Source organism: Micromonospora palythoicola, from assembly GCF_036689795.1.
GTDB lineage: Bacteria > Actinomycetota > Actinomycetes > Mycobacteriales > Micromonosporaceae > Micromonospora > Micromonospora palythoicola.
In genome coordinates, this window is sequence record NZ_JBAGKI010000089.1 from 1 (window position 1) to 22,174 (window position 22,174).

Consider the following 22,174-nt stretch of genomic DNA (forward strand, 5'->3'; position numbering starts at 1 on the left):
CCCCCGGGGGGCCCTGTCAGCGCGGTCGCGCGCGGGTGTCGCGGTGCCCCCCGCGGGGGGCCGGGGGGGCTGTCACCCCCCCCCCCCCCCCCGCCGGTCCTGTCGCGGCGACCTAGCCGGCGAGGCCCTGCTTGAGCGCGGCACCGATGCGCACCGCCCGCTTCGCGGTCAGCGCGGTCGCCTCCAGCGCGATGTGGTCGGGCGCGGTCTCGCCGTTGTTGCTGGTGTGCGAGGCACCGTACGGGTTGCCGGCGGTGAACTGGCTCGGCTCGGTGTACCCGGGGGTGACCACGATCCCGCCCCAGTGGTAGAAGACGTGGAACAGCGACAGCAGCGTCGACTCCTGCCCGCCGTGCTCGGTGGCGGTGGAGGTGAAGCCGGAGTAGACCTTGTTCGCCAGCGCCCCCTGGGCCCACAGCGGGCCGGTGGTGTCGATGAACTGCTTGAGCTGGGCGGCGATCAGGCCGTAGCGGGTCGGCGAACCGAAGATCACCACGTCCGCCCAGCTGAGGTCGTCCGGCTGTGCCTCCTCCACGTTCTGGGTCTCCAACCGGTGCGCCTGCCATCCCGAGTTGGAGCGGATCGCCTCGTCCGGCGCCAGCTCGCGCACCTTGCGCAGCCGGACCTCCGCGCCCGCCTCACCGGCGGCCTCCGCCGCCGCCTGCGCCATCTGGTAGGTGATGCCGGTCGCGCTGTAGTAGATCACCGCCACCTTGACCTGTGCCGCCATCGCTCGTCCTTCCTCATCGGGATCAGCTCCGGCGACTACCCGATGTTTGCGGCGACAAACATCGGTCGGTGTCCACCGGTCCCGCTCGGCTGATTTCCGGTGGCCCGCACCGGCGGGCAGGTGGCAGGCTGACCGGTGATGGAGATCAGGATCGCGACCGCCGACGACTGGCCCGGCATCTGGCCCTTCCTGCACGAGATCGTCGCCGCGGGTGAGACGTACACCTGGCCCCGGGACGTCGACGAGGCGCGGGCCCGGCAGATGTGGCTGGTGCCCCCGCCCGGGCGCACCGTGGTCGCCGTCGACACCGACGGCACGGTGCTCGGCTCGGCGAAGCTGACCCCCAACCAGCTCGGCCCCGGGGCGCACGTCGCCAACGCCAGTTTCATGGTCGCCCCGGCGGCGGCCGGGCGCGGCGTCGGGCGGGCCCTCGGCGAGTACGTGCTGAACCTGGCCCGCGCCGACGGCTACCGGGCGATGCAGTTCAACGCGGTGGTGGCGGTCAACACCCGTGCGGTGGCGCTGTGGCGGTCGCTCGGCTTCGAGGTGGTGGGGCGGATCCCGGAGGGCTTCCGACACTCCACCGAGGGCTACGTCGACCTGCTGGTGATGCACCGGTGGCTCTGAGCGGTGCGCCGGCCGTCGCCGGATAGCCTGGGCCGGTGATGCTGCCCCTGCCGACCGGCGAGTTCCAGGCGTACCTGTTCGACTGCGACGGCACGATCGTCGACTCGATGCCCCAGCACTACACCGCGTGGCGGGACACCCTCGACCGGTGGGGTTGTGCCTTCCCCGAGGACCTCTTCTACGCCTGGGCCGGGCGACCGACCGCGGACATCGTCGTCGCCCTGAACGAACAGCACGGCCTGGACATGCCGGTGGAGACGGTCGTCGCCCACCGCGAGACCCGTTTCCAGCAGCTGCTGCCCACCGCCACCGGTATCCCCGGGGTGCTCCGGCACATCGACGACGCGCACGGCCGCATCCCGTTCGCCGTGGTCTCCGGCAGCACCCGGGAGGCGGTCACCGCCTCACTCGACGCGCTGGGCATCCTCGACCGATTCGACGTGCTGGTCTGCGCGGGCGACTACGCCCGTCCCAAGCCCGACCCGGAGCCGTTCCTGCGCGCCGCCGAACTGCTCGGCGTACCGCCGACGTCCTGTCTGGTCTTCGAGGACGCGGACCTGGGCATCGAGGCGGCGACCGCGGCGGGCATGGCCGCCGTCCGGGTGCCGCCGCCGCGCCGGGGCTGACTGCGCGGCTTGCTCAAGATATCCGCAAGTTGCGTGGTTCACAGTTCTCGGACAGGTAGGAAAACGTCATCCTGATGACACCGGTGCCGGCGATCCGCGTCGCCGCCCCGCACCGGTCGACCTGAACGGGGGATCGCGCTCCGCCACCAACGATGTTGGCGTAGCGCGATCAGGGGAGCCGCCCGGCCATCGGGCCGGTCGTGTTGTCGGTGCCCGCACCTATGCTGCCGTCGACCACCGAGTGGAAGGCGGCCGACGTCGTGGCAGCTCCCGGCACGATCGCGCTGAGCGGCTCCGAGGCCCTCGCGCTGCGGATGACCAGCCTGTTGCTGCGCCCCCATCCCAGCGTCGCCGCGCCGACGACGGTGGCCGACGTGGTGGAGTGGTTCGGCGCCATGCAGGCTCAGGACCTGGCCAGCGGCATGTGGTCGCTCGGCGTACGGCTGCCCGGGTTCACCCAGGCCGAGGTGCACGCCGCGTTGGAGCGCCGCGAGGCCCTGCGGACCTGGCCGATGCGCGGCACCATCCACCTGGTGCCGGCCCGCGACGCCCGCTGGCAGTTGGAGCTGACCGGCGTACGCGCGCTCGCCGGTGCGGCCAAGCGACGCGATTTCCTCGGGCTGTCGGAAGCGGAGGCGGACCGCGCGGCCGACGTGCTGGGCGACGCCCTCGCCGACGGCGGCCGGCTGACCCGCGCCGAGTGCGTGGCCACGCTCGTCGCGGCCGGCATCGACGGCGCCGGCCAACGCGGCTACCACCTGCTGTGGTACGCGGCCCAGCGCGGCGTCACCTGCATCGCCCCCAACATCGGCACCGAACAGACCTTCGCCCTGCTCGACGAGTGGGCGCCCGGCCAGCGCCAGCTCGACCGCGACGAGGCGCTGGCCACCCTGGCGCTGCGCTACTTCCGCGGCCACGGCCCGACCACCCGGCAGGACTTCGCCGGCTGGACCGGCCTGACCGCCGCCGACGCCAAACGCGGCATCGCCGCCGCCGGTGCCGACCTGACCACCGTGCTCGTCGACGGCGTCGAGGCGGTGCTGCACACGCCCCTGCTGGACGCGCCCCGCGCCGCGGTGGACGACGTGCTGACCCTGCCCGGCTTCGACGAGTACCTGCTCGGCTACAAGGACCGCGCGCTGATGCTCGACCCGGAGCACAAGCAGGCCATCATCCCCGGTGGCAACGGGGTCTTCCAGGCCACCGTCGTGGTCGGCGGCCGGGTGGTGGGCACCTGGAAACGCAGCCTGGCCAAGACCCGGGTCACCCTGACCGTGCATCCGCTCGTCGACCTCGACCCGGCCCGCCGCGAGCAGGTCGAGCAGGCGCTGCACCGGTACGCCGACTTCCTCGCTCTGCCGCCCCGGATCACCTGGAACGACTGAACCCGGCACCGACCACGGCGAACAGGCTGGTGAGCCCCGCCAACACCGCGACCGGCCCGCCCGGCCCGAGCGACGGGCGGACCGCGGGGACGACCGGGCCGAGGAACACCTCGGCGTAGTTGGCCGTGACAACGACGGCGGCCACTATCGTGACGACACCGAGCCCACCGGCCACCAGCGGCAGCCACCCTCGACGGCCCGGCCCGACGAGCGTCCACGCGGTGACCACGTTGAGCAGCACGGCCGCGCCGACATACCAGGCCCATCCGGGGAACTCGGTGAGACGTACGGCTCGGTCGCCGTACCAGGCCCAGGGCAGGCCGACGGCCGCGACGAGGGCTCCTGCCGCGCCAGCGACCGCAGTGGCTCGAACGACGACCTTCGACATCACGTCCTTCCACCACGTCTGCTGGCCGTTACCCGGACCATGGCACGGGTCCGCAACCGGCAGGCGACCTCCAGGTCGGCACCGCCCTTCAGGACGTCAGGTCGGCGGTCAGGAAGTCGCGCACCGTGTCGGAAATGGTCGGCCAGTCGGCGGCGAACTCGTAGAAGTGATGATCGGCCTGGCTCTCGATCAGGTCGGCTCGGGGTATCCCGGCGACCAGAGCCTCGGCGTGCGCGAACGGCACCGCACCATCGCGGCGGCTGGCGATCACCAGGGCCGGTTGGGTGACCTGCCCGGTGAGGTCATCCCGGGGGCGCAGGTCGTTGCGGAACCCGGCGCCGGAACGCATCCGGGAGAAGAGCCAGACCAGTCGCGTACGCTGCGCCGGGGTCAGCCCGGCCAGCACCTGGTCCGCCGGAGGGGTGGCCAGGCCGGCGAGCAGTTGCCGTAAGCCCCGGTCCGGCGCACGGCGCAGCAGTGACCGCATCCCGCCCCACGTCACGCCCTCGGTCCGGGGCGAGAACATCAGCCCCGCCAGGAGGCGGGTACGGCGGTCCGGATAGGGCAGCGGCCCCAGCGCGCCCTGCAGAATCAGCCGCTCCACCAGGTCCGGATGACGGGCCGCGAAGGCCACCGCGGTCGGTCCGCCCGCGGAGATGCCGACCGCCGCCGTGACCCGCTCGAAGCCCAGGTGCCGACACAGTTCGGCGGTCACGTCGGCGAAGCCGGGCACGGTCGTGCCGGTGGTGACAGGAGTACGGCCGTACCCCGGACGCGACGGCGCCAGCACGGAGATGTCCGCGTCGGCGTAGACCCGCTCGTCCAAGGTCAGACCGGCGCGCATGTGACCACCGTGAAACACCACGACGACCGCGGCCCCGCGCTGGTCCAACCGATACTCCACCGGGCCGGCGGACAGGGTCACGATGGTCGTCGGCCGCTCCATCATGGAGGTCATCGGGTCGACACCCCGCTGCGGACCTCGCCCGCCGCGATCCGGGACGCCGCCGTGCGCAGAACACCGGGCACGAGCCGGCGATGCAGGACCGACAGCGGAGGCCAGACCAGGCGTGCCAGCCAGCGGTCGTAGCGTAGGAATGTTCCGAGAGCCACGCTGTCACCGCTTGCCTGGACGACCAGGTTGGCGGCCAGGAACCACGAGGCGGCCTCGAGTCGGATCCATTCCACACCCTGCTCGCCGGTCTGCCAGCCGGCTACGGTGTTCGCCGATGCGGTCCGGCTGAGCCGCAGGCCCAGCAGGCCCCGCCACAGAAACAGTTCGATGGCGTCGGGCGTGTCACCGAACATCACCCGAGCCCACCGTTCGGCCGTTGCGGCGACGTCGGTCGTCAGCACGAAGTGGTCGGCGTAGTCGATCCGGGACAGGGAGCTGAGGGTACGCACCGACGCGGGCACACGTTCGGTCCCGACGGTGCTGGCGGTGCCGCCTACGGTCATGGTGACAGCTCCATTCCTAATATACGGTGGCGTATATAGCTACGGTAGCGGATGTATACGGTGGTGTACACAACGGAACGAGGTGAGACGCAGTGGCTGTCACCCGCACGCCCCGCGACCGGTGGATCGAGGAGGGCCTGCTGGTCTTGGCCGAGGGCGGCCCGGACGCCGTCCGGGTCGAGGTGCTCGCGAAGCGGCTCGGCGTCACCAAGGGCGGCTTCTACGGCTTCTTCGAGGACCGTGAGGCGCTGCTACGCGCGATGCTCGACGTGTGGCAGCGCGAGAGCACGGACGAGGTGATCGCGCGCGTCCAACGTGAGGGGGGCGACCCGCGCAGCCAGATCCAGCGGGCCGGCGTGCTCACGTTCTCAGGTAGCCGGTTGCTGCCGATCGACCTCGCGATCCGCGCCTGGGCGCGGCGCGATGAGGTGGTCGCCGAGCGGCTGCGCGCGGTGGACAACCGGCGGATGGCGCTGCTGCGCCAGATGATCGGCACCTTCTGTTCGGACCCGGAGGAGATCGAGGCCCGCGCCCTGCTCGCCTTCTGCATGGCGATCGGCGTGCACTTCCTGGCCGCCGATCACGAGCAGCACACCCGACGTGCGGTGACGCAGCGTGCGGTCGACCTGTTGTTCGATCGCGCGCCCCGACCCGCAGCGGCCGAAACAGCGACACGCAAGCGCTGATATCCCCGGCGCGAGGCCGTGTGCGTTGCGGACGGTTGCGCACAGCGCTGTGCCACGTCGGCATTTCGCGCGGCCAGAAGAGCGCCCAGCCCACGAGGGACGGGCACTCCTGCGCGGGTCCGGGGCAGGTCCGACCAGCGACCTGAGCGACGAACGCGTGACACGCGGACGAGGCAAAGGTCAACGCCGGGCCGCGCCGTCGGGCTCGTGTTCTGCCTCCGGCAGAGTCCGTTGGCTATGTCGCGCCGCCGCTGCTTGGCTGGGCGGCATGGAGATACTGGTGCTGGGCGGGACGGCGTGGCTGGGGCGGGAGGTGGCCCGACAGGCCGTCGAACGGGGACACGCTGTCACCTGCCTGGCCCGTGGCGAGAGCGGCGCGGTGCCGGACGGTGCGACCCTGGTCGCTGCGGACCGGAGCGACCCTGCGGCGTACGGCGCGTTGGGTGACCGCGACTGGGACGCCGTCATCGAGGTGTCGTGGCAGCCCGGCTTCGTCCGCCAGGCCCTGCGTGCGCTTGGCGACCGGGCCCGGCACTGGTGCTACGTCTCGTCGGTCAGCGCCTACGCCAGCCACGACACACCCGGCGCCGACGAGTCGGCGGCGACCCTCCCGGCGACGGTTCGGGAAGTGGTCGACCGTGCCGAGTACGGCGAGGCGAAGGTGGCCTGCGAGCGGTTCTCCACGACCGAGGTGGCAGACCGGTTGCTGGTGGCCCGCGCCGGGTTGATCGGCGGCCCCGGCGACCACACCGATCGCTCCGGCTACTGGGTGGCGCGGGCCGCTCGCGCCCCCGAGGCGCCGATGCTGGTACCCCGTACCCCCGATCTGCCCACGCAGGTGGTGGACGTGCGCGATCTGGCCGCCTGGCTGCTGGACAGCGCCGCAGCCGGCACGGTCGGCACGTTCAACGCGGTCGGGCCGGTGGTGCCCTTCGGTGAGTGGGTCGCGCTGTGCCGGGCGGTCGGCGGGCACACCGGACCGGTGGTCGACGTCGACGCCGACTGGCTGGTGGCCCGCGGCGTGGCCCAGTACATGGGCCCGGAGTCGCTGCCGATGTGGCTGGTCGAGCCGGGCCACTCCGGCTGGTCGGCGCGCAGCGGCGCGGCGGCCCTCGCCGCCGGGCTGCGCCACCGGCCGCGCCCGGACCTGCTGGCGGACACCCTAGCCTGGGAACGCGAGGCCGGACTGCACCGCGACCGGCGCGCCGGCCTGAGTACCGGCCGAGAAGCCGAGCTGCTCGACATCCTGGCCCAACGCTAGTGCCCCGTCTCCAGGAGGCGACAACTTCGGGGGTGTTGCTGCATCGCCGCAGCCTGAGGCGGCAACATCCCCGAAGTTGTAGGCGGCCCGCCCGGCCCCGGGAGGGACGGGCGCTTTCGCGGGTCTGGGTCAGGTCCGATCAGCAACCTGGGCGACGAAGGCACGCCACGCGGACGGGGCGAAGGTCAGCGCGGGACCGTTCGGGTTCTTCGAGTCGCGGACCCCCACGACGCCGGGAAGATTGTCGGCGACCTCGACACAGTTACCGCCGCTCGCGCCGCTGCGGGTGCTCTTGCGCCACCGGGCGTTACTGAGGTCCATGATGGCTCTCAACTTCCTTCAACAGTTCGATGGACTGCCGGCGTGGTAGCGCCTCGTTCCGCACGCTCTCCCACCTCGCTTGAAGCGTAGCCACATCGTCATCCTTGTCGACGACGTCCCCGCCGAGCTGATTCTCAAGGTGGGCGACCCAGACGCCCTCATTGGACCGTGCCAGTGCAAACGGCCCGGACAGCCCGACGTGCAGGCCGCTGCCAAGGGGGATCACGTTGACGTGAACGTGCGGAAGCTCGGCCAGCGCGATCAGGTGAGCGACTTGCTGGGCCATGATGCCGCCGAGGCCATCGCCGGTACGGCGAAGGGCGGCCTCGTCCAGCACGGCGACGAACTGCGGCGGGCGTTCGCCGGTCAGGATCGACTGTCTGTCGATACGCGCTTTGACGCGCTGCTCGACCTCGTCATCAGTCAGGCTGTCCACAGTTCGAAGCACCGCACGGGCATAGTGCTCCACCTGCAACAGGCCCGGGATCAGGTTGGGTTCGAAGTAGCGGAGTTGCGTCGCGCCGCGTTCGGCGTCGAGCCATGGCAGGAACCAGGAGGGTGTGCCGAGCTTCATCGCCAGCCGCTCGAACAGGCCACCGGTGCTCAGCGCGCGGTCGGCGCCTCGGGCGAAGTCCAACGTCAACGCCCGAGTGCCACCCTCGACGGCGCTGACGTGGGAGGCGCTGAAGCCCGCGCCACGACCGAATGCCTCCTGCGTCATGCCGGCCGCTCCCCGCGCCCGGCGGATCTCGCCCACGATGAAGGACGCCACCGGGTTTGGCGTGTCACGCATTCAGGGCTCCTCACACTGAAGATCGACTAGCCATGTCGCCACCGAGTCAGCAGCCGTTTCGCCAGCTCAGTCCAGACGACGAAAGCACCTTCCGAGAGTAACGGCCGCCCTAGCAGAGTGTCACCAGCGGAACCGCGGACGTGGCACGGCCCGTCGGCGGGACCAGCACCGGGCCGCCCGACGGGCGAGCACTCTCGGGCGGCCCTCCCCCACTCTGTCGACTGAGGAGGCCCACGGTGCCCGTTCCGGAGCCCACCACCGCCATGTCCGCGTTCCGCCGGCCGGCCCGCCTTGATCGTCGCCATGTCGGGTGACGCGGGAGGACGGCACCCCTCGGGTCTCCCCCGGCGTGTACCTCCTGGACCGGGCGGCCTCCCCGCAGTTCGCCAGCCCGATCCTGGTGCGGGTGATCCGCGAGTTGCCCGACCGGCACCCGCCGCACGGGTGGACCTGGGTGGACTGCTATCAGCTCGACCGGCACGGCGATGCGACGGAGAAGCGGCAGTTGTTCGTGATGCCGCACGGCATGCGGCCGGTGAACGTGCCACCGGTCCCCTACGCCGCGCGTGGACGCCCGCCCCGCTCCCGCCCCGCGCGGGCGGACGGGTGAGCACCGGCCCGCACGAGCATGTCGCATCCCGTCCGACCTGGCGGTGCCGGGCCTGCGGGATCGCCTGGCCCTGTTCCCCCGCGAAGCTACGGCTGCTCGCCGAGTACCGGGAGAACCTGCCAGGCCTGATGGTTTATCTCGTGACGCTGCGCGAGGAGGCCGCCGAGCAGCTCGCCGCGGCGTGCGGCGGCGAGCCGCCCACCGACCTGCACCGGCGGTTCACCGACTGGGTGCCGGCCCGATCCAGGTAGGCCGCCCGCCCCGGGTCCGCGCACTCCCCCGGTGCGGGCGCGGGGCGGGCTCTGCCGACGACCGGCGTTTTCGGTGATCGCCCGGTGGTGACCTGGCCTCGTACGCTTCGGGGCATGGCACGGCGATCGTCGATGGAGCTGCTGGCCCGGTCGGCCTGGGTGCGTCTGGCGCACGGCGTGCGGACGCGGACGCTTCCGGTCCTGCTGTTCTTCGCCGGACTGTCCGCCGTGATGCTCCTCCTGGCTCGCGGTGCCGCCGAGTACGGCCGCACGCTGGCGATGGAGTTGGGCGCCGAGTTCGTCGGTGCACTGGTGGTGATCTTCGCGCTCACCCCGATCGTCCGGCGGTCCCAGCAGGGCCGCGTCCGCGAACACCGCCACCTCGACTTCTCCTGGTACACCGACCGGGTGATGACCGCGACCAGGTCGGTGCGCGTCCTGCACACGTTCTCGCGGTTGTTCTCGCCGCCGTACAGCCAGCGATTCCTCGCCGCGGCAGCGGGTCTGATACGCCGGGGCGGCCGGGTCGAGGTCCTGCTGATGCACCCTGACTCGGTGGCCGCGGTGCTGCGGACGACCGAGTTGGCCGGACGCCGCGACGTGAGCCAGGAATCGCGCCGCAACCTGCAAACACTCGAAGCCTTTCGGCAGGGCCTTGACGAGGCATCCCGCGCACGCTTCGAGGTCCGGCTCTACACCGCCGCCGCATCGGTGCAGATGTACCAGTGGGACGACAAGTTGCTGGCGTCGTTCCTACCGCTGGGCAAGCTCTCCGGCGATCACTCGCAACTGGAGGTCTCCACGGTGTCGCCGCTCGGCAGCTTCGTCACCGAACGCGCCGACGAGCTGTGGGACGGTGGCGTGACGCTCACCGAGTACTGGCTGACGGGTGTCACCCTCACCGACGACGAGGGACGACGGCGGTACTCGTGCCGGTTTCTCGACATCGGCGACCGGCACTACCTGGCCGACGCTCGGGTGATCGCCCATCTTGCCCGCGCCCACAACGGCTCGGTCAGAGTGGAGCTGCGACGGTGCCCCGGGACGGTGCACGAGGTGGATGTGATCACCGACGGCGACCCGGACCTGGCGTTCGTACGGCAGCGATTCCTCGAGAAGTACGGCCATCCCGAGCACGTCTTCGCCCGCCTCGACCCGCTCCCGCCGGTCTGACCGGTACCGCGCCGCTCGATCAGGCGGGGTCGGCGGTGTGGCCGAGTTCGCCGGAGATCTGGTTCGCGGTGTCGAGCAGCAGGGGAAGGCTCTCCTTGAGCTGGTCGAGGCTGGCGATGACCTCGATCGCGGTCATCGAGGCGGCGGCGATGACCCGTCCACGGGAGTCCCTGATCGGCGCGGCCAGGCACATGACGTACGTGTCGTGTTCGCCGTTGTCGACGGCCCAACCCTGGTTCCGGATGCGGACGAGTTCGGCGTCGAGCGACTCGCGGTCGGCGTACGTGGTGGGGGTGAACCGTTCGAAGACGACGTGGGACAGGAGACGGTCGCGTTCCGCCGTCGGCAGGTACGCCAGGATGGTCTTGCCGACGGCGCTCGCGTAGATCGAGACCGCGCGCCCGATCCGCGACGGCAGCTTGACCGCGTCGAAGGCCGGGCTGTCGACCTTGTCGATATAGATGATCTCGTCGCCGGTCAACTGCGCCAGGTGCACGGTGTGGCCGGTCTTGCGCTGGAGCGTACGCAGGGGCGCGGCGGCGAACTGGCGCAGGTCCATCGAGCCCAGCGCGAGTTCCGACAGTTCGATGATGCCGCTGCCGAGCACGTAGGTCCCGGCGCCGGTCCGGCGGACGAAACGCGCCGATTCGAGCGTCTGGAGGATCCGCAGGGCGGTGGACTTGTGGACCCCCAAAACCTCTGCCGCCTCGGTGAGGGACAGCGGATGTTCCGCGGCGCGACGGATCAGGTCGACCGCACGGCGAACCGACTGCGACACGGTGGCGCTCCCTCCACGTGGCGACCCGAACGACCGCCCGTTGCATCATACGCAACGGCTTGCGCTCCATTCGCAACCGGCCGTTGACACCGTTGCATATAGCGCTACGATCGTTGCAGATTCCAGCTCGGCGACACCCGGACCTGTACCAGGGGAGTGACGATGAGCGAGGAGCCCTGGTTCGGCAGTGCCGCCGAGGCGTTGCCGGACGATGCCGAGGACAGCGTCCTCGTCGGTCGGATCTGGGACCCGTCCGTCAACGGCCCCTCCCCGGTGACCGTCCGCGACGGCGACGTCATCGACCTCAGCCGCCGGTTCCCGACCGTCCGGGACATCTGCGAACTGCCCGAACCCGCCAAGACCGTGGCCGGGTCGGACGGGCCACGGGTCGGCGGCTTCGACGAGCTGCTGGCCAACACCGGCACCACGGACCGGGACCGGAGCCGACCCTGGCTGCTCGCCCCGGTCGACCTGCAAGCGCTCAAGGCCGCCGGCGTGACCTTTCCCGTCTCGATGATCGAACGCGTCATCGAGGAGCGGGCCCGGGGAGACCAGACCCGCGCGGCGGATATCCGTGGCCGGATGCTCGCCGACATCGGTGCCGACCTGGACAGCCTGGTCCCCGGCTCGGTCGAGGCGGAGCGGCTCAAGGCCGCGCTGGTCGCCGAGGGCGTCTGGAGTCAGTACCTGGAGGTGGGGATCGGGCCGGACGCCGAGATCTTCACGAAGGGCCAGCCGCTCTCCGCCGTCGGCACCGCCGTCCCGGTCGGCGTGCTCGCGGCCTCGACCTGGAACAACCCGGAGCCCGAGGTCGCGCTCGTCGTCCAGTCCAGCGGCCGGATCGTCGGTGCCACGCTGGGCAACGACGTGAACCTGCGCGACGTCGAGGGACGCTCGGCGCTGCTGCTCCCCCGGGCCAAGGACAACAACGCCTCCTGCGCCCTCGGACCGTTGATCCGGCTGTTCGACGAGCGGTTTCCACTCGGTCGGGTACGCGAGCTGACGGTGGATCTCCAGGTCCACGGGATGGACGACTTCCACCTGACGGCGACCTCGGAGATGGCGCGGATGGCACGCGACCCGGAGTCGCTGGTCCGGCAGTTGATCGGCCCGCACCACCAGTATCCCGACGGCGCCGTCCTGATGCTCGGCACCATGTTCGCCCCCACCCAGGACCGTGAACGCCCCGGCGAGGGCTTCACCCACCAGGTCGACGACGTGGTGCGGATCGACTGCCCGGCGCTCGGCAGCCTGGTCAACCGGGTGTGGCACGCGGAGCGGTGCGAGCCGTGGCGGTTCGGCGTCCGCGATCTCATGGGCAATCTGGCAAGGAGAGGACTGCTGTGAAAGTCACCACCACCGATCCGCGCGACGGCCGGCAGCACCCGACGGATCTCGTCGAGACGGACGAGTCCGGCGTGGCGGCGATCGTCGGTCGGGCGTCCCGGGCGGCACAGTGGCTGTCCGACCTGGGCAGGACCGGCAGGGCGGGGCTGCTGGACGCGGTCGCGGCCGCCCTGGAGTCCCGGCGGGCGGATCTGGTCGCGACGGCGGAGGCGGAGACCGGTCTGGGCCAGGCGCGACTCGACTCGGAGCTGACCCGGGCGGCGGTCCAGTTCCGGATGTTCGCGGCGGTGCTGCGCGACGGCGGGTACCTGGAGGCGGCCATCGACCACGCCGCCGACACGCCCCTCGGGCCCGGCCCGGACGTGCGACGGATGCTCGTACCCCTCGGGCCGGTGGCCGTCTTCGGCGCCAGCAACTTCCCGTTCGCCTTCTCCGTCGCCGGCGGCGACACCGCCTCGGCGCTGGCCGCCGGCTGTCCCACGGTGGCGAAGGCGCACCCGTCCCATCCGCTGACGTCGCGCGCCTCCGCCGACGCGATCGAGTCGGCCGTGCGCGACCTGGGCGGGCCCGACGGTGTGCTCACGGCCGTGTACGGGGAGCGGGCCGGCCGTTGGCTGGTGCGCCAGCCGGCGATCCGGGCCGCCGCCCTGACCGGCTCCGTCGGCGCGGCCCGCGCCATCCAGGCGGCCATCGACGAACGCGCCGACCCCATTCCGCTGTACGCCGAACTGAGCAGCGTGAACCCGATCGTCGTGCTGCCCGACGCGGCGGCCGGCCGGGGGGACCAGATCGCCGACGGGCTGTTCGCCTCCTTCACCGCCTCGGGTGGTCAGCTCTGCACCAAGCCGGGGCTGGCGTTCCTTCCGGCAGACCGGGCTGGTGACCGCCTGGTCGACACGCTCCGGGGCAAGGTCGCCTCCGCTGGCGGACAGGTCCTGCTGAACCAGCGCATCCGGGACGCGTACAAAAGCGGAGCTGCCGCGTTGGAGAAGGCCGGCGCCCGCCTCGTCGCCCAACCCCGCATCGACGCCGAGGCGGGCTTCACGGTGGCACCGACGCTGTTGGAGGTCGACCTGCCGGGCCTGACCGCCGAGATCGCCGACGAGTGCTTCGGCCCGCTGCTGGTCGTGGTCCGCTACCACGACGTCGCCGACCTCGACGCCGCGCTGGCGACGGTACCGCCGTCGCTAACCGGCTCCGTGCACCGCGGTCAGGGCGACGACGCCGACGCCGTACGCAGGCTGGTCGACGTCCTTGCCGCGCGCTGCGGTCGGATCGTCTTCGACGGCTACCCCACCGGCGTCCGGGTGTCGTGGGCGCAGCACCACGGTGGTCCCTGGCCGTCGACCAACGCCGTGCACACCTCGGTCGGCGCCACCTCGATCCGACGCTTCCTGCGCCCGCTGGCCTGGCAGAACGCCCCGGAGTGGATCCTCCCCGAGGAACTGCGGGACGAGTACACCGCCATTCCCCGCCGAGTCGACGGGCGACTCGTGCCAGGGACCGAATCGCACCGGGAGGGGTGCTGATGTCGAGTCGACCGCTGCGCAGCGGCCAGTGGTTCGGTGCCGACGGCCGCAACGGGTTCATCCATCGCTCCTGGATGCGCAACCAGGGGTTCGCCGACGACGTCTTCGACGGTCGCCCGGTGATCGGCATCGCCACCACCTGGTCGGAGCTGACCCCGTGCAACGCCCACCTGCGCGAGCTGGCCGAATCGGTGAAGCGCGGCATCTGGGAGAGCGGTGGTCTGCCGCTGGAGTTTCCCGCGATGAGCCTCGGCGAACCCCTCATGCGGCCCACCACCATGCTCTACCGCAACCTGCTGGCGATGGAGGCGGAGGAACTGATCCGGGCCAACCCGCTCGACGGCGTGGTGCTGCTCTCCGGCTGCGACAAGACCACTCCCGGCCTGCTGATGGGGGCGGCCAGCGTCGACCTGCCGACCCTGTTGATCACCGGCGGGCCGATGCTGAACGGCAAGTTCCGCGGCCAGGACATCGGGTCCGGCACCGCCGTCTGGCGCTTCACCGAGGACCTGCGCGCCGGCCTGGTGACCGCGGCCGACTGCGCCGAGGCGGAGGTCTGCATGTCCCGCAGCCGGGGTCACTGCATGACCATGGGCACCGCCTCCACCATGGCCTGCGTGACCGAGGCGTTGGGCGTGCAGCTGCCGGGCGCCGCCGCCGTTCCGGCGGTGGACTCCCGGCGGTACGCCCTCGCGCACGCCGCCGGACGCCGGATCGTGGCCATGGTCGAGCAGGACCAGCGCCTGTCCACGGTGCTCACCCGTCAGGCGTTCGAGAACGCCATCCGGGTCAACGCCGCGATCGGTGGCTCCACCAACGCCGTGGTGCATCTGCTGGCCATCGCCGGCCGCGTCGGCGTGCCCCTGTCGCTTGAGGACTTCGACACCCTCACCGGCGACGTGCCCATGCTGGTCAACCTGATGCCGTCCGGGACGTACCTGATGGAGGACTTCGCGTACGCCGGCGGCGTCCCGGCGGTGATGCAGGAAATCGCCCCGCTGCTGCACCTGGACCAGATCACGGTCAGCGGGAAGAGCGTGGCCGACAACATCGACGGCGTCCGGTGCTGGAACCGGCAGGTCATCGGCACCCTCGCCGAACCCTTCCAGCCCCCCGGATCGGGCACCGTCGTGCTGCGTGGCTCGCTCGCGCCGTCCGGGGCGGTGCTGAAGGTCTCGGCCGCCTCGGCGCACCTGCTCACCCACACCGGGCCGGCGCTGGTCTTCGACCGGATCGAGGAGTACGCCGTCGCCGCCGACGACCCGGACCTCGACGTCACACCCGACACCGTCATCGTGGTGCGCAACGCCGGACCGCGCGGCTACCCGGGGTTCCCCGAGGTGGGCAACGTGCCGATGCCACACCGGTTGCTCGCCGCCGGTGTCACGGACATGGTGCGGATCTCCGATGCCCGGATGAGCGGCACCGGCTACGGCACCTGCGTCCTGCACACGGCCCCGGAGGCGGCGGTGGGCGGTCCACTCGCGCTGGTCCGCACCGGCGACCTGGTCCGCCTCGACGTCCCGACCCGCCGCCTGGACCTGCTGGTCGACGAGACCGAACTCGCCGAACGCCGCGCCGCCTGGCAGCCGCCGCGACCGGCGGCGGACCGAGGTTGGCTACGCCTGTACAGCGAGCACGTCCAGCAGGCCGACCAGGGCGCCGACCTGGACTTCCTCGTCGGCGGCAGCGGCAGTGCCGTGCCCCGGCACTCGCACTGACCGGTCACCTGGGTACATCTGTTGTCGCTGGGACGACAACAGATGTACCCAGCGGTCATCGCAACCGGTCAGTCGGCGAGGGTGCCGGCCGCGCGGCCCTCGTGCAGCGTCAGGTTGCGGCCGTCGGACGGGTCGAACAGGTGGATCTTCTCCAGGTTGAACCAGACCCGCCGGTCCTCCCCCTCGGTGACGGTCGACTCCGCCGACAGCCGGGTGACCAGGTTCGACCCGGCACCGCTGAAGTCGGCCGCGCCCGCGTCGGCGGCCAACTCCTCGAGTTCGGCGGAGGTGGCCCGCTCCCCCTCGACGCTCAGGTAGACGTACTTGTCCGAGCCCATCGACTCGACGATGTCCACCGGGGCGGTGAACTCCGTGCCCCGACGGCGGGTCTCCTCGTCGACCAGCTCGGCGTCCTCGAAGTGTTCCGGACGGATGCCGAGGATCAGCTCCCGAGGGGCGTCGACCCCCTCCAGCTCCCGGCGAATCCGGTCGCCGATCGGCACGTCACCCAGGGCGGTACGCAGCGTGCCCTCCTCGACCGTGGCGGTGAGGAAGTTCATCGACGGCGAGCCGATGAACCCGGCCACGAAGAGGTTGTTCGGGTGGTCGTACAGCTCCTGCGGCGGACCGACCTGCTGCACCGCACCACCGCGCATGATCACCACGCGGTCGCCGAGGGTCATCGCCTCGGTCTGGTCGTGGGTGACGTAGACGGTGGTGGTGCCGAGCTGCTTCTGCAGGCGGGACACCACGGTCCGCATCTGCACCCGCAGCTTGGCGTCCAGGTTGGACAGCGGCTCGTCCATCAGGAACGCCTTGGGCTGCCGGACGATCGCCCGGCCCATCGCCACCCGCTGCCGCTGCCCGCCGGAGAGGTTGGCCGGCTTGCGGTCCAGCAGCGGGGTCAGTTCCAGGACCTTCGCCGCGTCGTCCACCTTCTGCGCGATCGTCTCCTTGTCCAGCTTCGCCAGCCGCAGCGGGAAGGCCATGTTCTCCCGGACGGTCATGTTCGGGTAGAGCGCGTACGACTGGAACACCATGGCGATGTCCCGGTCGCGGGGGGCCTTGTCGTTGACCCGCTGCCCGCCGATGCGCAGCTCACCGGAGCTGATGTCCTCCAGCCCGGCGATCATGTTGAGGGTGGTGGACTTGCCGCAGCCGGAGGGGCCGACCAGGATGACGAACTCGCCGTCGGCGATCTCCAGGTCGACGTCGCGCACCGCTGTGGTGCCGTCCGGGAACTTCTTGCTCACCTTGTCCAGCACGATGTCAGCCACGAGTTTCTCACCTATCCCTTGACGGCGCCGGAGGTCAGGCCGGAGACGATGCGGCGCTGGAAGAAGAGGACGAACAGGATGATCGGCACCGTGATCACCACGGCGGCGGCGCAGATCGCGCCGGTCGGGTCCTCGAACTGCGAGGCACCGGTGAAGAACGACAGCGCCACCGGCACAGTGCGCGAACGCTCGGTGGAGGTCAGCGAGATGGCGAACAGGAAGTCGTTCCAGCAGAAGATGAAGACCAGGATGGCCGTGGTGAACAGTCCGGGCGCGGCCAGCGGGGCGATCACCCGCCGGAACGCCTGCCCCTGGGTGGCGCCGTCCATCTTGGCGGCCTTCTCCAGGTCCCACGGGATCTGCTTGAAGAACGCCGACAGCGTGTAGATCGCCAGCGGCAGCGCGAAGGTGATGTACGGCAGGATCAGGCCCGGCCAGGTGTCGAACAGGCCCAGTTGCCGCTCGATCTCGAACAGTGGCGAGACCAGCGACACCTGCGGGAACATCGCGATCAGCAGCGAGACGCCGACCAGCAGCCGCTTGCCGGGGAAGTCCAACCGCGAGATCGCGTACGCGGCCATCGCGCCGAGCACCACGGCGATCGCGGTGGCGATCAACGCGATGCCGATGGAGTTGACCAACGCTCGGACGAACTGGTCGGTGGCGAAGATCGTCCGGTAGTTCTCCAGCGTCCATTCCCGTGGAATGAACTTCCCGTCGGTGAGCGTCGCCGGCGTCTTGAACGACAGCGACATGATCCACAGCACCGGGGTCAGCGCGAACACGACCACGGCGACGTCCAGCAGGCCCCAGCGCACCTTGGCCCGGGTGGTGGTGTCAGCCATGTCAGCGCCTCTCTCCGTCGTCGCTGCCCGGGGCAGCGGTACCGAACAGCTTCACGAAGACGAACGCGATGATCGCCACGGTGACGAAGATCAGCACCGACATGGTCGAGCCGATGCCGAGGTTCAGCCCCCGGATCAGGTTGTTGTAGGCGATCATCGACACCGACGAGGTCTCGTTGGCCCCCGACGTGAGCACGTAGATGTTGTCGAAGACCCGGAACGCGTCCAGGGTGCGGAACAGCAGCGCCACCAGGATCGCCGGCTTCATCACCGGCAGCATCACCTTGGTGAACCGCTGCCAGGCGGTCGCGCCGTCGGTGGAGGCGGCCTTGAGCAGATCCTCCGGCACCAGCGCCAGGCCGGCCATCAGCAGCAGCGCCATGAACGGTGTGGTCTTCCAGATCTCCGCCAGCATGATGATCGCCAGCGAGCTGGCCCGCTCGGTCAGCGGCGCACCGTCGGAGAACAGGTTGGCCAGGTACCCGGTGCCCGGCGTCCACGCGTACCGCCAGGAGAAGGCGGCCACGACCGTGACGATGCCGTACGGGATCAGCGCCGAGGTCCGGACGATCCCCCGCCCGACCAGCGTACGGTGCATGATCAGCGCGAGGCCCATGCCGAGCACCAACTCCACGGCCACGGTGACCACCGTGATCAGCATGGTCACCCCGAACGCCGTCCACCAGAACTCGTTGGTGAGCACGGTGGCGTAGTTCTGCAGGCCGACGAACTCCCGCTCGGCGGGGAACCGCAGGTCGTAACGCTGCAACGACAGCCACACCGAGTACAGGATCGGATAGGCGGTCACCGCCAGCATGACCAGCGCCGCCGGGGCGCACAGCAGCCAGCCCAGCCGGCGCTCGGCCCGCTTGTTCTCGCTCAGCGGCGCCTTGCCGCGCCGGTTGTCGCGTTGGGCGGGCACCGCGGCGGGCCCCCCGCCGCGGGTGTCGGTGCCGTCGGCGGCCACGTCCGCGCCGGCCGGGGTGGCATTCACGCTCACGGGAGGACTCCCCTCGACTCCAGGGCGGCGGCGACCGCCTCGCGCAGCTCGTCGGCGGTCGCCTGCGGGTCGATCGCCGACGGCGGCGACAGGATCGCCGAGGTCACGGTGGAGATGCTCTGGTACGCGGGGGTCAACGGCCGCACCGCCGAGTCCCGCAGCTGTTCGAGGATGGTCTCCTTCATCGGGTACGCCTCGTCCATCTCCGGGTCGTCGTAGACGCTCTCGATGGTCGGCGGCACCCCGTCGTTGATCGCGGAGAACTTCTGGTTCTCCGCGTTGCGCAGGCACCTGGCCGCCTCGAAGGACTCCTGCGGGTGCTCCGAGTACCGGCTGACGGCCAGGTTGATGCCGCCGATGGTCACCCGCCCCGGCGTGCCCTCCTCGACCCCGGGCACCCGGGCCCAGGCGACCTGCTCCGCCAGCTCCGGGTTGGCCTCCTGCATCGCCGGATAGACGTACGGCCAGTTCACCTGGAACGCGCCGTTACCGCTCTGGAACTCCAGCCGCACCGGATCCTCGGTGGCGTTGCTGAACGACGGCGAGGTCACCCCGGAGGTGGCGAAGTCGCGCAGCACCTCGAGCGCCCGCACGGCGCCGTCGTCCACCACGGCCTCGGTGCCCTCGTCGTTGAGAATGTTGCCGCCCGCGCTGGCCACCAGGGTGTTGTAGAGCACCACCAGTCCCTCGTACTGGGCGCCCATGGTGAGCACCTGATGCGGCCGGCCCTGATCCCGCAGCCGCTGCGCCATCGAGATCATCTCGTCCCAGGTGGTCGGCGGCTCGGGCACCAGGTCCTTGCGGTACCACAGCAACTGGACGTTCGTGTTCTTCGGCGCGGCGTACAGCTTGCCCTCGTACCGGGCGGTCTCCAACGGCCCTTCGAGAGTGCCGTCCTCCACCTCGGCGCGGTCCTGCCCGGTCCACTCCCGGATCCAGTCGGCGCTGGCGAACTCCTGGGTCCAGGTCACGTCGAGGCCGAGCACGTCCATGCCGTCGTCCTCGGCCGCGAGCCGGCGCACCATCTGCACCCGCTGCTCGTCGGCCTCCCGCGGCAGCACCCGGTTGACGATGCGGTACCGCCCACCCGCCTCGGTGTTGCACCGGTCGACCACCTGCTGGAGGTTCTGCTCCGGCGGGTAGTACAGGTTGATCGTGGGCACCCCGCCGTCACCGCCGGAGGCACACGCCGCCATCGGTGCCACAAACGTCAGTGCCGCGGCCGCCGCCGCCATCCGCACGCGGGGCCGACGTCGAACGCCGACCGGATCACTCCGCTCGCTCATGACCCTCCCCTCGATCTCCGCCAACAGCCGGGGAGGTCTCCGTGCCCCGGCGCACGGCGAGACGGCCAGGGCGTGTGACCTGCGGTTTCGCACCCCTGCGTTTCGTGGCTGAAACACTGCCCGACCGGTGGAGCCGCGAAACCTGCCCGAGCCGAGACGCGCTAAACACCGAAGTGTGTGGCCCATGTCACGGCGCACCGGCAGTCGCAGCCCGCCGCGGCACGGGTGAGCGCGCGGTCCTGTCGAGCTGAGAGCGCGAACGGATCAGGACCGCCCGAGCGACCCGAGGCCCTTCGGCGATGGCACCGGCGGCTCAGCTCGACAGTGTCGGCCAGGCAGAGGTGATCCCCGGTGCGGCCCGACGGTGACGTGCCGATCACGACCGGGGCCGCGCCCTCCGGCGGCGGATGTCGGTGCCGGCCGGCATGATCGGCGGATGATCGCACGCTTCAAGGACCTCTGTCTCGACGCCGCCGACGCGCACGCCCTCGGCGGGTTCTGGGCCCGAATTCTGCGTGGGGAGCTGGTCGACGTCGGTGACGGCGACACCCGGGTCGACCCGCCCACCGGTGCCAGCGCGGAATCGATCTGGGTCAACCGGGTGCCCGAAACACGTACCGTCAAGACTCGCGTACACCTGGACCTGCGGTTGGCCGAGGCGAGCCCGGCGGCGCTGCTGTCGGCCGGCGCCCGACTGGTCCGCGAGCCGGACTCGGAGATCAGCTGGTGGGTGCTGGCCGACCCCGACGGCAACCTGTTCTGCGCGTTCGCCCCCGGAGACGAGTCCCGCCCGGGGCCGTTCGAGCTGGTGGTGGATTCCGCCGACCCGAGCGCCCAGGCCACCTGGTGGGCCGGCGTCGTCGGCGGCGAGGTCGAGGTCAGCGAGCAGGGGTACGCCTCGGTCAACGGCGCGGCCGGCTTCCCCTGGGACCACTGGGTCTTCGACCCGGTGCCGGAGCGCAAGAGCGTCAAGAACCGGATGCACTGGGATGTCGACCTGACCGACTCCGAGCCGTCCGCACTGATCCGGGCCGGGGCCACCCTGCTGCGGGAGCCGGACGACGCGGTGTCCTGGTGGGTGTTGGCCGACCCGGAGGGCAACGAATTCTGCGCTTTCCCACCGGGGGACTGACCGGCCGGTGCTACCGGGCGACCGTCAGGTGGACTAGCGTTTAACAAGCTCCGCCGCCAGCGCGTACGCCGTCGCCGTCGATACGCCACCGGCCGACCCCGACCCGCCCGATCGGTTGGTTCTCGCGGGAACAGCCCCTCACCGGTTACCGGTTGGGCAGGATCGTCCCCAACGAGGAGGTGCCGCCGTGGTGCAGGACACCCGCGCTCTCACCCTGACGTTCGAGGTGAGCGGCCTGCCACCGGTCAAGACCGAAGCGCTGTCCATCTTCGCCGCCGGGCATCGGCAGGCGACGAGGGTGCGCGCCCTGTTGCAGGCCGCCTGCGCGGCCGCGCAGGAGACCGGCTGGACGCCACTGTCCGGCCCGATCGAGATCGACCTGACCCTGCGCTGCCCGCCCGGGCACCGCACCTCCGACGCCAGCACCCTGCTGGGTGGGGTGTGCGCGGTGCTCCAGGACAAGAAACGGGTCGCCAGCATCGGGCTGGCCCACCTCGGCGTGCTGGTCGACGTCGCACTCTACGACGACGACAAGCAGATCCGCCGGCTGTCCTACCTGGAACAGCCAGCCGAGGAGTTCTCGTACCAGGTGCGCGTCGCCGCCGTGCCGGACGGGGTTTGACCGACGGCAGCGGTGGGGTACCGCAGCCGCCGACGAAGGGAGCGCCAATGTCGGAGCCACACGTCACGCTGGATCCCCACGACCCGGTGCAGGAGAAGCTGCGCGGGCCGCTGGAGGAGCAGCTGACCTCTGCCCTGCAGGTGGCCGCCGACCGGGTGCGCGACAGCTACGCCGGCGAGCCGGTGGAGCAGGTCTGCCAGCGGCTGCTCGACGAGACCCGGGCCGGCCTGCACCCCGACATCGCGGCCGGCTTCGAACCGGACATGGACGAGTTGTGCCGGGTGGCGGTCGCCATCGTCCGCGGCGCCGCCACCTGACGGGCGCAGCT

25 protein-coding genes are annotated in these 22,174 nt (G+C 71.1%); 14 read left to right on the top strand and 11 right to left on the bottom strand.

Annotation, left to right across the window (positions count from 1 at the left end; all coding sequences use genetic code 11):
• Positions 1-112: 112 nt before the first annotated feature.
• Complete coding sequence (gene wrbA / locus V5O40_RS25640) at positions 113-730, bottom strand: NAD(P)H:quinone oxidoreductase (RefSeq protein ID WP_269742390.1); 618 nt, start codon at positions 728-730, stop codon at positions 113-115.
• A 138-nt stretch (positions 731-868) separates the two neighbouring features.
• On the opposite strand from wrbA, the gene V5O40_RS25645 reads away from it, so the two are divergent.
• The 3 genes from V5O40_RS25645 to V5O40_RS25655 all read left to right on the top strand — a co-directional run bounded on the left by V5O40_RS25645 (position 869) and on the right by V5O40_RS25655 (position 3,368).
• Positions 869-1,357, top strand: a complete 489-nt coding sequence (locus tag V5O40_RS25645) for a GNAT family N-acetyltransferase (RefSeq protein ID WP_332907843.1) — start codon at positions 869-871, stop codon at positions 1,355-1,357.
• A 38-nt stretch (positions 1,358-1,395) separates the two neighbouring features.
• The gene (locus tag V5O40_RS25650; RefSeq protein WP_408631949.1) at positions 1,396-1,983 is read left to right on the top strand and encodes an HAD family hydrolase; all 588 of its coding nucleotides are present in this window, start codon (positions 1,396-1,398) and stop codon (positions 1,981-1,983) included.
• Positions 1,984-2,297: 314 nt separating this feature from the next.
• On the top strand, positions 2,298-3,368 hold the full coding sequence (locus V5O40_RS25655) for a winged helix DNA-binding domain-containing protein (RefSeq protein WP_332907864.1): 1,071 nt from the start codon (positions 2,298-2,300) through the stop codon (positions 3,366-3,368).
• On the opposite strand, the gene V5O40_RS25660 is transcribed toward V5O40_RS25655, so the two are convergent.
• From V5O40_RS25660 to V5O40_RS25670, 3 genes are all read right to left on the bottom strand, one after another.
• The gene (locus V5O40_RS25660; protein ID WP_332907845.1) at positions 3,352-3,756 is read right to left on the bottom strand and encodes a hypothetical protein; all 405 of its coding nucleotides are present in this window, start codon (positions 3,754-3,756) and stop codon (positions 3,352-3,354) included. The genes V5O40_RS25655 and V5O40_RS25660 overlap by 17 nt on opposite strands.
• Positions 3,757-3,844: 88 nt before the next feature.
• Positions 3,845-4,714, bottom strand: a complete 870-nt coding sequence (locus V5O40_RS25665; protein WP_332907846.1) for an alpha/beta fold hydrolase — start codon at positions 4,712-4,714, stop codon at positions 3,845-3,847.
• Positions 4,711-5,214 (bottom strand): hypothetical protein, encoded by a 504-nt coding sequence (locus tag V5O40_RS25670; protein WP_332907847.1) that lies wholly within the window; start codon positions 5,212-5,214, stop codon positions 4,711-4,713. The genes V5O40_RS25665 and V5O40_RS25670 overlap by 4 nt, the downstream gene beginning before the upstream one ends.
• A 92-nt stretch (positions 5,215-5,306) precedes the next feature.
• On the opposite strand from V5O40_RS25670, the gene V5O40_RS25675 reads away from it, so the two are divergent.
• Together V5O40_RS25675 and V5O40_RS25680 are read left to right on the top strand one after the other, a co-directional pair.
• Entirely contained in the window at positions 5,307-5,900 is a 594-nt protein-coding gene (locus tag V5O40_RS25675) for a TetR/AcrR family transcriptional regulator (protein WP_332907848.1), read from the top strand.
• Positions 5,901-6,168: 268 nt separating this feature from the next.
• Complete coding sequence (locus V5O40_RS25680) at positions 6,169-7,161, top strand: Rossmann-fold NAD(P)-binding domain-containing protein (RefSeq protein ID WP_332907849.1); 993 nt, start codon at positions 6,169-6,171, stop codon at positions 7,159-7,161.
• 129 nt (positions 7,162-7,290) lie between these two features.
• Here V5O40_RS25680 and V5O40_RS25685 read toward each other — a convergent pair whose 3' ends face one another.
• Together V5O40_RS25685 and V5O40_RS25690 are read right to left on the bottom strand one after the other, a co-directional pair.
• On the bottom strand, positions 7,291-7,482 hold the full coding sequence (locus tag V5O40_RS25685) for a DUF397 domain-containing protein (RefSeq protein WP_332907850.1): 192 nt from the start codon (positions 7,480-7,482) through the stop codon (positions 7,291-7,293).
• Positions 7,469-8,275, bottom strand: coding sequence for a helix-turn-helix domain-containing protein (locus V5O40_RS25690; protein WP_332907851.1), 807 nt, complete (start codon positions 8,273-8,275; stop codon positions 7,469-7,471). Before V5O40_RS25690 ends, V5O40_RS25685 begins: the two co-directional genes overlap by 14 nt.
• Positions 8,276-8,585: 310 nt before the next feature.
• On the opposite strand from V5O40_RS25690, the gene V5O40_RS25695 reads away from it, so the two are divergent.
• From V5O40_RS25695 to V5O40_RS25705, 3 genes are all read left to right on the top strand, one after another.
• Positions 8,586-8,885 (top strand): hypothetical protein, encoded by a 300-nt coding sequence (locus V5O40_RS25695; RefSeq protein ID WP_332907852.1) that lies wholly within the window; start codon positions 8,586-8,588, stop codon positions 8,883-8,885.
• Positions 8,882-9,136: a flavin reductase gene (locus tag V5O40_RS25700; RefSeq protein WP_332907853.1), complete on the top strand. Its 255-nt coding sequence runs from the start codon at positions 8,882-8,884 to the stop codon at positions 9,134-9,136. Before V5O40_RS25695 ends, V5O40_RS25700 begins: the two co-directional genes overlap by 4 nt.
• Positions 9,137-9,250: 114 nt before the next feature.
• Positions 9,251-10,309 (top strand): hypothetical protein, encoded by a 1,059-nt coding sequence (locus tag V5O40_RS25705; RefSeq protein ID WP_332907854.1) that lies wholly within the window; start codon positions 9,251-9,253, stop codon positions 10,307-10,309.
• Positions 10,310-10,328: 19 nt separating this feature from the next.
• Here the strand turns inward: V5O40_RS25705 and V5O40_RS25710 are convergent, their stop codons facing one another.
• Positions 10,329-11,087: an IclR family transcriptional regulator gene (locus V5O40_RS25710; RefSeq protein WP_332907855.1), complete on the bottom strand. Its 759-nt coding sequence runs from the start codon at positions 11,085-11,087 to the stop codon at positions 10,329-10,331.
• A gap of 162 nt (positions 11,088-11,249) precedes the next feature.
• On the opposite strand from V5O40_RS25710, the gene V5O40_RS25715 reads away from it, so the two are divergent.
• The 3 genes from V5O40_RS25715 to V5O40_RS25725 are packed head-to-tail and all read left to right on the top strand — an operon-like array spanning position 11,250 to position 15,684.
• Positions 11,250-12,434, top strand: coding sequence for a fumarylacetoacetate hydrolase family protein (locus V5O40_RS25715; RefSeq protein WP_332907856.1), 1,185 nt, complete (start codon positions 11,250-11,252; stop codon positions 12,432-12,434).
• Positions 12,431-13,963, top strand: a complete 1,533-nt coding sequence (locus tag V5O40_RS25720; protein WP_332907857.1) for an aldehyde dehydrogenase (NADP(+)) — start codon at positions 12,431-12,433, stop codon at positions 13,961-13,963. Before V5O40_RS25715 ends, V5O40_RS25720 begins: the two co-directional genes overlap by 4 nt.
• On the top strand, positions 13,963-15,684 hold the full coding sequence (locus V5O40_RS25725; protein WP_332907858.1) for an IlvD/Edd family dehydratase: 1,722 nt from the start codon (positions 13,963-13,965) through the stop codon (positions 15,682-15,684). Before V5O40_RS25720 ends, V5O40_RS25725 begins: the two co-directional genes overlap by 1 nt.
• A gap of 68 nt (positions 15,685-15,752) precedes the next feature.
• Here V5O40_RS25725 and V5O40_RS25730 read toward each other — a convergent pair whose 3' ends face one another.
• From V5O40_RS25730 to V5O40_RS25745, 4 genes are read right to left on the bottom strand one after another with little or no spacing between them, the layout of a single operon-like run.
• A complete protein-coding gene (locus V5O40_RS25730) occupies positions 15,753-16,961 on the bottom strand; it encodes an ABC transporter ATP-binding protein (protein WP_332907859.1) in 1,209 nt (402 codons plus the stop codon).
• 11 nt (positions 16,962-16,972) lie between these two features.
• Positions 16,973-17,806, bottom strand: coding sequence for a carbohydrate ABC transporter permease (locus V5O40_RS25735; RefSeq protein ID WP_269742415.1), 834 nt, complete (start codon positions 17,804-17,806; stop codon positions 16,973-16,975).
• Position 17,807: 1 nt separating this feature from the next.
• The gene (locus V5O40_RS25740; protein ID WP_332907860.1) at positions 17,808-18,806 is read right to left on the bottom strand and encodes a carbohydrate ABC transporter permease; all 999 of its coding nucleotides are present in this window, start codon (positions 18,804-18,806) and stop codon (positions 17,808-17,810) included.
• A complete protein-coding gene (locus tag V5O40_RS25745) occupies positions 18,803-20,092 on the bottom strand; it encodes an ABC transporter substrate-binding protein (RefSeq protein WP_332907861.1) in 1,290 nt (429 codons plus the stop codon). Before V5O40_RS25745 ends, V5O40_RS25740 begins: the two co-directional genes overlap by 4 nt.
• A gap of 436 nt (positions 20,093-20,528) precedes the next feature.
• Between V5O40_RS25745 and V5O40_RS25750 the strand changes: the two genes are divergently transcribed.
• The 3 genes from V5O40_RS25750 to V5O40_RS25760 all read left to right on the top strand — a co-directional run bounded on the left by V5O40_RS25750 (position 20,529) and on the right by V5O40_RS25760 (position 22,163).
• Positions 20,529-21,224, top strand: coding sequence for a VOC family protein (locus tag V5O40_RS25750; protein WP_332907862.1), 696 nt, complete (start codon positions 20,529-20,531; stop codon positions 21,222-21,224).
• 190 nt (positions 21,225-21,414) lie between these two features.
• A complete protein-coding gene (locus V5O40_RS25755; RefSeq protein WP_164448380.1) occupies positions 21,415-21,846 on the top strand; it encodes a RusA family crossover junction endodeoxyribonuclease in 432 nt (143 codons plus the stop codon).
• Between the two features lie 47 nt (positions 21,847-21,893).
• Positions 21,894-22,163 (top strand): hypothetical protein, encoded by a 270-nt coding sequence (locus V5O40_RS25760; RefSeq protein ID WP_332907863.1) that lies wholly within the window; start codon positions 21,894-21,896, stop codon positions 22,161-22,163.
• The last annotated feature ends 11 nt before the right edge of the window (positions 22,164-22,174 follow it).